This is a genomic window from Methylobacterium sp. WL103 (assembly GCF_008039885.1).
Taxonomy (GTDB): Bacteria; Pseudomonadota; Alphaproteobacteria; order Rhizobiales; family Beijerinckiaceae; genus Methylobacterium; species Methylobacterium cerastii.
On the sequence record NZ_VRUX01001000.1, the window covers coordinates 1 to 971 of the forward strand.

The window sequence follows — 971 nt, forward strand, 5'->3', positions numbered from 1 at the left end:
CTGCGGCAGGTCTCGGGGTCGCGCGTCGGCGCCGGGTTCTTCGGCACCACCGCCACGCTCGCGGTCCATCCCGCCGGCATCGCCGCCGGCAGGTTCGCGGCGACCCGCGCCGCGGCCTCGCGATACAGGCTCGTGCCGGAGAGGATCAGCGTCCGGTCGGCGACCGCGACCTCGCCGCTCGACAGGCTCGCCAGCACCGGCACCGCGGCGGTGAGAGCCGCAGCGAGGTCCGGCGGCGCGCCGTCGGCGATGCGGGTGCGGTCGATGATGCGCTCGCGGAAGAAGCGCGGGCGCACCACGGCGAGCAGCCGGTCGCGCGCCTCGGCATCGGGCAGGTGGCCGGACAGGCTGACGCCGTCAGCCTCGCGGCGGATCGCGACGCGGTAGGGGGAGAGCGGCTTCACCGCAAGCGCGACCGAGCCCGCCCCGACCCCGGCGGGCCGGGCGTCCCGCATCACCGCCTCGATCTCGCCGACGGCCTGGCTGTCCACGGCATCGCCCGCCACCGACACCCGCGCGCCGTCGAAGCGCGCGCCGCCGCCCTGCATCAGCCCGACCAGGCGGATCAGGAATTTCGCCAGCGCATCCGGGTCGACGTCCTTAGCGAGGCCCCGTGCGGTGCGCATCCGGTCCGTGACCGCGGTGCCGTCGGAGATCTCGCCGGCTAGGCGCCCGATCTCGGCCCGCGCGGATTCCGAAACCACGAACCCGTCGAGCACCAGCCCGCCGCCGGGGTTTCGCGACACGCTCATGGTGAAGTCGTCGGCCCGCGCGGGCACAATGTCGATGCGCCCAATGGTGTAGCCGGGCGGCGGGTCGGTCAGCGCAGTGCGCAGGGCGTCGTAGGCGGCGAGGTCCAACGCCGCACCTGAGAACGCGATCGAGAGGTCGGTCACCGTCGCGGTCCCGCCGGCGGCGAGGTTGCGCAGGCGCGCGACGGCGTAGGCTGCTGCCGCCGGGAAATCCGGCGG

General features: G+C 75.2%; 1 protein-coding gene. It reads right to left on the bottom strand.

Annotation, left to right across the window (positions count from 1 at the left end):
• Positions 1 to 971: BON domain-containing protein (locus FV222_RS27320; protein WP_147816268.1), on the bottom strand; the 971-nt coding region annotated here is incomplete at both ends.